Below are 7,603 nucleotides of genomic sequence, written 5' to 3'. Positions count from 1 at the left end.
CGCTTGCAGCATTGGGCGCGACATGGGCCGCGAAATAGGGAGCAAAGACGAAGGTTGTGATCAGCGTGAAATAGGGCTGCGCGGCCCAATCGAAGAATATCCAGCTGATGACGGCGGTGTGCGGCGGATAGGCGCGCCGCACGGTATCCTCGCCTGACGAAATCGTGGTCACAGCCATTCCAAAATGTCCTTCACGATCACGACCTCGCGTTTTGCGCCCGGTCTCAGGGGCTATAGCATTCGCGGCGTTCACTGGATGTCAGCCGCGGCGGAATTTTGATGATTCCTCTCACAATTAATCGACGAACCATCCTTGCGGGCATCGGCCTGCTCCTTGCGGGGATGGTGCCCGCGGCAGCGCTGGATATGCAGGATTACAACCTGCCTGTGCCGCTGCTGCCGGGCGCGACGGCCCCGCCACAACCGCCCGCGCACGGCATGGTGGTGGCGCAGGAGAAGATCGCAGCTCGGGTTGGCCAGGGCGTGCTCGCGCTTGGCGGCAATGCCGTCGATGCGGCGGTGGCAACCGGATTCGCCCTGGCGGTGACCTATCCTGTTGCCGGCAACATCGGCGGCGGCGGTTTCATGGTCATCCATCTGAAGGACCGCGGCGAAGACATCGCGATCGACTATCGCGAAACCGCGCCAGCCAGCGCCACGCGCCAGATGTTCCTCGGCGCTGACGGCAAGCCTGACAATGCAAAGTCGCGCGATTCAGCGCTGTCGATAGGTGTGCCCGGAACCGTCGCGGGCCTGGCGCTTGCGCTGGACAAATATGGCTCGGGCAAGTTCACGCTGGCGCAGCTGGTCCATCCTGCCATCGTGCTCGCGGGCGAGGGCATCACGATCGAGGATCACGTCGCAGATACGCTGCCGATGTTCTATTCGCGGATCGGGAAATGGCCGGCCTCGGCGAAGATCTTTGCGAACGCCGATGGCGCGCCGCTGCACGAAGGCCAAAAGCTTGTCCAGACCGATCTGGCTGCAACGTTGACGGCGCTTGCCGAACAGGGGCCACGTGGTTTCTACGAAGGAACGGTTGCCGAGAAGCTGGCGAAAGGGGTGCAGGACGCTGGCGGCATCATGACGACCGAAGATCTGAAATCCTACCAGCCGCTGATCCGCAAACCTGTCCGAGGGACCTATCGCGGCTATGACATCGCCTCGATGCCGCTGTCGTCCTCGGGCGGCACGGTCCTGATCGAGACCCTCAACATCCTCGAAGGCTTTCAGCTCGATCAATTGAAACAGGGTTCGGCGGCCTCCCTGCATATTCTGATCGAGGCGATGAAACGGGCCTATGCCGATCGCGCCCGCTATCTCGGCGATCCCGCTTTCATCAATGCGCCGGTCCCGGTGATGCTGTCGAAGGACTATGCCGCGAAGCTGCGCGCCAGCATCGATCCTGATCGTGCGACGCCGGCCGACGCCCTCAAGGTCACGCCACTCCGCGAGGGCAGCAACACCACGCATTTCTCGGTGGTCGACAATGACGGCAATGCGGTCAGCAACACTTACACGCTGAACTTCCCCTACGGCGTCGGCCTCGTGGCGGACGGCACGGGCGTGCTGCTCAACAACGAACTTGACGATTTCACCGCGGCGCCCGGCGCTTCCAATGCGTTCGGCCTGGTGGGATTTGAGGCTAATCTGCCGGGGCCGGGCAAACGGCCGCTGTCATCGATGTCGCCGACCATCGTGCTGAAAGACGGCAAGCCCGTGCTGGTGACAGGCTCGCCCGGCGGCAGCCGCATCATCACGACCGTGCTGCAGGTGATTGTCGACGTGCTCGATTATCACATGGATGTTGCCGCCGCTGTTGCCGCGCCGCGTTTGCATCACCAATGGATGCCCGACGAAGTGCGCATGGAGTACGGCTTCCCCGCCGACGTCGTGTCGGAACTGAAGGCGAAAGGTCACCGGGTCGTGGAGGGGCTCGGCTATACCTCCGCCAATTCGATCCTGGTGACGGCCGACGGGCTGATAGGTGCGCCGGATCCCCGGAGCCGCGGCGCAACCGCCGCCGGCCGGTAGCGATGACGCCCCGCGGGCCGGCTTACACCCCTTTGCCGCCGAGCTATCTGCCCACCGTGTACGGGCCGCCCTTCTCCAGCGCTCGCTGGTAGGCCGGGCGCGCCTCGATGCGGGTGAGGAAATCCATTGCCCGTGGATGCCCCTGCTCGAGGCCACCGCGGGCCGCGGCAGCCTGCAGCGGAAAGCTCATCTGGATGTCGGCGGCCGTGAACTCGTTGCCGGCGAACCACTCACTCTTCTGCAGCTCGCTTTCCCAGAATGCCATGTGCTGCTTGAGTTGCGGATTGACCAGCGTGGTCAGGGCCTGGTTGGCCACCTTGCGCACCAGCGGACGCAGTAGCGCCGGGGCGCGCTTGGGCATCACGTTGAACAGCAGCTTTAGCAGCAGCAGCGGCATCGCCGAGCCTTCGGCATAATGCATCCAGTAGCTATAGCGCAGCCGTTCCGGGGTCTTCGGCGGTGGGCTGAAGCGGCCATCGCCATAGGTATCGACCAGATATTCGATGATCGCGCCGGATTCCGCGACTGTATTGCCGCCGTCCGTGATGACCGGCGACTTCCCAAGGGGATGGATCGCGCGCAACTCCTTCGGTGCCCGCATGTCGGGCTGGCGCTCGTAGCGGATGATCTCGTAGGGCACGCCGAGCTCTTCGAGCAGCCACAGCACGCGCTGCGAACGGGAATTATTGAGGTGGTGAACGATGAGCATCGTGATTCCCCCGGCCTTCAGGTGTGTCGCAATTCCGTAGCAGGCGGAGCGCAATTCGACGATCCGGTTTGTCCTGATCCTCTGTCGAATAATCACCCGGGTAATATTGACATCTATTTTATCCGGGTGTAAATAGATCCCTGGCCGTTCTAGAAGCATGGTGCTTCAGACGAGGTGCACGCAATGGACGAGACCTTTACAGCCTTCCAGGGGCCCCGCCGCCTGGCCACGGGTCCGCTCAGCGAGGTCGCCCTCAGCGTCAAACGCATTGGAGCGACGCCTGCGCCGATCCTGATTTTCGACGACCGGACCGGCCGTTCGATCGATCTCGATCTTCGCGGCAGCGATGCCGAGATCACCTCGCGCCTGCCTGTGAAGTCGGTCGAGCAATCCGAGCCCGCAGCCGTTGAGCCGCGCGGCCGCGGCCGGCCAAAGCTCGGCGTGGTTGCCCGTGAAGTGACCTTGCTCCCCCGTCATTGGGAATGGCTGAACGCGCAGCCCGGCGGCGCGTCCGTGGCTCTGCGCAAGCTGGTCGATGAGGCGCGACGCGCCAATGGCGACCGGGATCGCGCGCGTCAGGCGCGAGAGGCGGCTTATCATTTCATGTCGGCCATGGCCGGGAACTTTCCCAACTTCGAGGAGGCGTCCCGCGCCCTTTTTACTGACGATCGCCGGCGTTTCGGCGAGCTGATCGCGGATTGGCCGGCCGATATCCGCGATCACGCCATCGCTCTCGCTTATCGCGATCTCGCGTCCTAAGGTTGCACGCTCGATTGCCGATCCGGCCGACTTGATTTCACCGCGGCATTTTCAATTCATCTGCAGGATAGCTTTGTGTCGAATCCTCCTTCGCTCCGGAAATCTTTTCTGGTCTTTCTCGCGCCGATGATGCTCAGCAACATCCTGCAGGCGCTGTTCGGCACCATCAACAACGTCTATCTCGGGCAGATGATCGGCGTCGACGCGCTGGCGGCCGTGTCGGTGTTCTTTCCCGCGATGTTCTTCTTCATCTCCTTCGTCATCGGCTTGGGCGCGGGCGCCGGGGTGCTGATCGGGCAGGCCTGGGGCGCGGGGGAAACCGCCAAGGTGAAGACGATCGCCGGCACCACGCTGAGCGTGTCCCTGGTGCTCGCGGCGCTGATCGCGGTGCTCGGCGGGCTGTTCGCGAGGCCGCTGTTGATCGCGCTCGCGACGCCCGCGAACATTCTCGATGCGGCCGTCACGTACGCGCGCATCATGATGATCGCAATGCCGCTGACCTTTACTTTCATCCTGATCACGGCCCTGATGCGCGGTGTCGGTGACACGATGACGCCGCTGATCGCGCTGGCGGTGTCGACCGTCATCGGGCTTGCACTCACGCCCATGCTGATCCGCGGGTCGTTCGGGCTGCCGCAGCTCGGGGTGGCGAGCGCGGCCTGCGCGTCCGCGATCTCGAGCTTGCTCACGCTGATCTGGCTCGACACCCATCTGCGGCGGCGCAAGCATCCCCTGGCCTTTGATGCGAGTTTCCGGCGCGGAATGTCGGTGGATCCGATCCTGCTACGGCTCGTGCTGCGGCTCGGTATCCCTGCTGCCATGAATATGATCGTGATGTCGCTTGCCGAGATGGTGTTGCTCGGGCTGGTCAACAGTCACGGCTCGGACGCGACCGCGGCCTACGGTGCCGTCAATCAGGTCCTGGCCTACGTGCAGTTTCCGGCGATCTCGATCGCGATTTCGGTCTCGATCTTCGGCGCCCAGGCGATCGGCCGCGGCAGCGCCGGAGAGATCGGCCGCATCGTGCGCACCGGGCTTGAGATGAACGTGGTGCTGACCGGTGGCCTGGTCGCCATTGCCTATCTGTTTTCACGCACGCTGATGGGTTTTTTCATCACGGACCCGCCCGTGATCGAACTCGCGCAACGCTCGCTGCACATCGTGCTGTGGAGCTCGGTGCTGTTCGGCATGGCAACGGCATTCTCGGCCGCTATGCGCGCTAGCGGCACTGTGTGGATGCCGCTGTTGATCTCCATGCTCTCCATTGCCCTGATCGAGGTCCCGTCGGCGGTCGTCATGAACTCACTGCTGGGTCTCGACGGCGTGTGGCTGGCGTATCCGATCACCTTCAGTGCGATGTTCCTGCTGCAAATGAGCTTCTATTTTCTCGTCTGGCGGAAACGCACCATCACCCGTCTGGTCTGACCTGCCCGCAGATGATCATCAATATGATGACCATCATAAAACGCTGGACGTCAGGCTGCGGCTGGACCAAGATGGGCCAAACATCCAGGTCTGGGGAAACCGTCCATGAGCCCGTCCGCGCCGCAGTTCCTGTTCGATTTCGGCAGCCCCAACGCCTATCTCAGTCATTTGGCGATTCCCGCCATCGAGCAGCGGATCGGCACCAGATTTGAGTACGTGCCCGTGCTGCTCGGCGGCATCTTCAAGGCCACCAACAACAGATCCCCCGCGGAGACGCTCGCCGGGATCAAGAACAAGCGCGAGTTTCACGAGATCGAAACGCGCAGGTTCGTGAAGCGCTTTCAGGTCGAGCCCTATGTCTTCAATCCGTTCTTTCCGGTCAACACGCTGAACCTGATGCGGGCGGCCATTGCCGCGCAGCTCGAAGGCGTGTTCGGGCCCTATGTGGATGCGGCGTTCTTCCACATGTGGCGGGAGCCAAAGAAGATGGATGATCCGGAGGTCGCGATCTCAGCGATCACCTCGTCCGGGCTCGATGGCGCAAAGCTGTTTGCGCGCGCGCAGGGGCCACAGGTCAAGGCGAAGCTCCTCGAGAACACCCAGCGGGCGGTCGAGCGCGGCGCCTTCGGATCGCCCACCTTCTTCGTCGGCGACGAAATGTTCTTCGGTAAGGAGCAGCTGCGCGACGTCGAGGAGATGATTTTGGAGAAGTGAGCCGTCGTTCCGGGGCATCGCGGAGCGATGAACCCGGAATCCCGAGGTGAGGCAGGAGGTTCCGGGTTCGCTCTGACGAGCGCCCCTGAATGACAGGAGCACGACATGCAAAAGCGCAACGCAACCGTCGCCGTGGTCGGTGCCGGCGACTATATCGGCGCCGAGATCGTCAAGAAATTCGCCGCGGAAGGCTTCACCGTGTTCGCCGGGCGCCGCAATGGCGAGAAGCTCGAACCGCTCGTGAAGGAGGTCGAAGCCGCCGGCGGCACCATCTTCGGCCGCTCGCTCGATGCCCGGAAGGAAGAGGAGACGATCGCGTTCCTCAACGACGCCGACAAGCATGCTCCGCTCGAGGTCGTGATCTTCAACGTCGGGGCCAATGTCAATTTTCCGATCCTGGAAACGACGGACCGTGTGTTCCGCAAGGTCTGGGAAATGGCCTGCTGGGCGGGCTTCGTGACCGGGCGGGAAGCCGCACGGCTGATGCTGCCGCGCGGGCAGGGCAACATCTTCTTCACCGGCGCCACCGCGTCCTTGCGCGGCGGCTCCGGCTATGCGGCATTCGCATCGGCCAAGTTCGGTCTGCGCGCAGTGGCCCAGTCGATGGCGCGCGAATTGATGCCGAAGAACATCCATGTCGCGCATCTGATCATCGATTCCGGTGTCGATACCGCCTGGGTGCGTGAACGACGGGCGCAGATCTGGGGCGAGGCCGCGCTCGACAATCCTGATCTGTTGATGCCGCCGGCCTCGGTGGCCGGTGCGTATTGGCACCTCTATCAGCAGCCGAAGAGCGCCTGGACGTTCGAGATGGAGATCCGGCCGTTTGGCGAAAAGTGGTAGAGGGGCGAACAGGGAATAGCGAATAGCGAATAGGGACCATCCTGATTCGCTACTCGCCATTCCTTATTCGCCTCTGCATTATGCGGGGCTCCTGAGAGAAGGACACACCCATGCGTATTCTCGTGGTCGGCGCCGGTGCCATCGGCGGCTATTTCGGCGGCCGCCTGTTGCAGGCCGGCGGCGATATTACTTTCCTGGTGCGGCCACGACGCGCCGCCGAGCTGGCCTCGGCCGGTCTCGTGATCCGGAGCCCGACCGGCGACGTCACCTTGCCCAATCCTCCAACCGTGAAGGCCGATGCGCTCAAGGAGCACTTCGACGTCGTGCTGCTGAGCTGCAAGGCCTACGATCTGCAGGACGCGGTCGCCTCGTTCGCTCCGGCGGTTGGGCCGCAGACCTCGATCATTCCCCTGCTCAACGGCATGCGCCATCTCGATGTGCTCGACGCGAAATTCGGCCGCGAGCGCGTGCTCGGCGGGCTCTGCGCGATTGCCGCGACGTTGAACGACAAGCGCGAAGTGGTGCAGCTGCAGCCAATGCAATCGCTCACCTTCGGGGCGCGCGCCGGCGGATCGTCAGACCGTGTGCAGGCCATTTTCGACGTCTTCAAGCGCGGCAATTTCAATGCATCCGCGAGCGAAAACATCATGCAGGAGATGTGGGAGAAATGGGTGTTCCTGGCCTCGCTCGCCGCGTCGACCACGCTGATGCGCGCTCCGGTCGGAGTCATCCTCGCCGCGCCCGATGGTAAGGAGTTTCTGTTGGGGATGCTCGACGAATGCAGCTCAGTGGCGGCTGCGGCCGGCTACGCACCGGGCGGTCCTTTTTTCCAGCGTGTGTCGGGCATGCTGACCACCGAGGGATCGCCGATGACTGCGTCGATGTTCCGCGATCTCAGGGCCGGGCTTCCGGTCGAGGCCGACCACGTGATCGGTGATCTCGTCACGCGCGCCGATGCGGCGAAAGTGCCGGTGCCGAAGCTGCGCATCGCCTACACGCATCTGAAGGTGTACGAGGCGCAGCGAGGGTAAAGCACGCCCTCGCCCCTTGCTCCAAGGGTCGTCCCGGCTCTGCGCTCGCTCACGCTCGCCAGGCCGGGATGACAGCCACTATTGCGGC

General features: G+C 63.3%; 7 protein-coding genes and 1 pseudogene. 6 read left to right on the top strand and 2 right to left on the bottom strand.

From position 1 onward, the window contains the following. A pseudogene (locus BRAS3843_RS42265) lies at positions 1–178 on the bottom strand (MFS transporter); the annotation flags it as partial. Between the two features lie 101 nt (positions 179–279). Between BRAS3843_RS42265 and ggt the strand changes: the two are divergent. Further along, entirely contained in the window at positions 280–2,034 is a 1,755-nt protein-coding gene (gene ggt / locus BRAS3843_RS23605; RefSeq protein WP_035982557.1) for a gamma-glutamyltransferase, read from the top strand. Between the two features lie 43 nt (positions 2,035–2,077). Here the strand turns inward: ggt and BRAS3843_RS23600 are convergent, their stop codons facing one another. After that, positions 2,078–2,743: a glutathione S-transferase gene (locus BRAS3843_RS23600; protein ID WP_008971585.1), complete on the bottom strand. Its 666-nt coding sequence runs from the start codon at positions 2,741–2,743 to the stop codon at positions 2,078–2,080. A 183-nt stretch (positions 2,744–2,926) separates the two neighbouring features. Here BRAS3843_RS23600 and BRAS3843_RS23595 point away from each other — a divergent pair, with 183 nt between their 5' ends. From BRAS3843_RS23595 to panE, 5 genes are all read left to right on the top strand, one after another. Then, positions 2,927–3,502 (top strand): DUF2239 family protein, encoded by a 576-nt coding sequence (locus tag BRAS3843_RS23595; RefSeq protein ID WP_008971584.1) that lies wholly within the window; start codon positions 2,927–2,929, stop codon positions 3,500–3,502. Between the two features lie 126 nt (positions 3,503–3,628). After that, positions 3,629–4,927 (top strand): MATE family efflux transporter, encoded by a 1,299-nt coding sequence (locus BRAS3843_RS23590; RefSeq protein WP_008971583.1) that lies wholly within the window; start codon positions 3,629–3,631, stop codon positions 4,925–4,927. A 105-nt stretch (positions 4,928–5,032) separates the two neighbouring features. Further along, on the top strand, positions 5,033–5,641 hold the full coding sequence (locus tag BRAS3843_RS23585; RefSeq protein ID WP_008971582.1) for a 2-hydroxychromene-2-carboxylate isomerase: 609 nt from the start codon (positions 5,033–5,035) through the stop codon (positions 5,639–5,641). A 105-nt stretch (positions 5,642–5,746) separates the two neighbouring features. Beyond that, entirely contained in the window at positions 5,747–6,484 is a 738-nt protein-coding gene (locus tag BRAS3843_RS23580) for an SDR family oxidoreductase (RefSeq protein WP_008971581.1), read from the top strand. 110 nt (positions 6,485–6,594) lie between these two features. Continuing rightward, positions 6,595–7,515 carry a 2-dehydropantoate 2-reductase gene (panE, locus tag BRAS3843_RS23575; RefSeq protein ID WP_008971580.1) on the top strand — a complete coding sequence of 307 codons (921 nt, stop codon included), beginning with the start codon at positions 6,595–6,597 and terminating at the stop codon, positions 7,513–7,515. Positions 7,516–7,603 lie beyond the last annotated feature (88 nt).

The organism is Bradyrhizobium sp. STM 3843, from assembly GCF_000239815.1.
Lineage (GTDB): Bacteria > Pseudomonadota > Alphaproteobacteria > Rhizobiales > Xanthobacteraceae > Bradyrhizobium.
Note: the sequence above shows the minus strand (reverse complement) of the source record. Positions and strands in the feature narration are given on the sequence as shown.

What these genes read in the sequence shown, in the direction of transcription:
- ggt (WP_035982557.1), top strand. Translation starts at nt 280, where the DNA reads ATGATTCCTCTCACAATTAATCGACGAACCATCCTTGCGGGCATCGGC.
- BRAS3843_RS23600 (WP_008971585.1), bottom strand. Translation starts at nt 2,743, where the DNA reads ATGCTCATCGTTCACCACCTCAATAATTCCCGTTCGCAGCGCGTGCTG.
- BRAS3843_RS23595 (WP_008971584.1), top strand. Translation starts at nt 2,927, where the DNA reads ATGGACGAGACCTTTACAGCCTTCCAGGGGCCCCGCCGCCTGGCCACG.
- BRAS3843_RS23590 (WP_008971583.1), top strand. Translation starts at nt 3,629, where the DNA reads ATGATGCTCAGCAACATCCTGCAGGCGCTGTTCGGCACCATCAACAAC.
- BRAS3843_RS23585 (WP_008971582.1), top strand. Translation starts at nt 5,033, where the DNA reads ATGAGCCCGTCCGCGCCGCAGTTCCTGTTCGATTTCGGCAGCCCCAAC.
- BRAS3843_RS23580 (WP_008971581.1), top strand. Translation starts at nt 5,747, where the DNA reads ATGCAAAAGCGCAACGCAACCGTCGCCGTGGTCGGTGCCGGCGACTAT.
- panE (WP_008971580.1), top strand. Translation starts at nt 6,595, where the DNA reads ATGCGTATTCTCGTGGTCGGCGCCGGTGCCATCGGCGGCTATTTCGGC.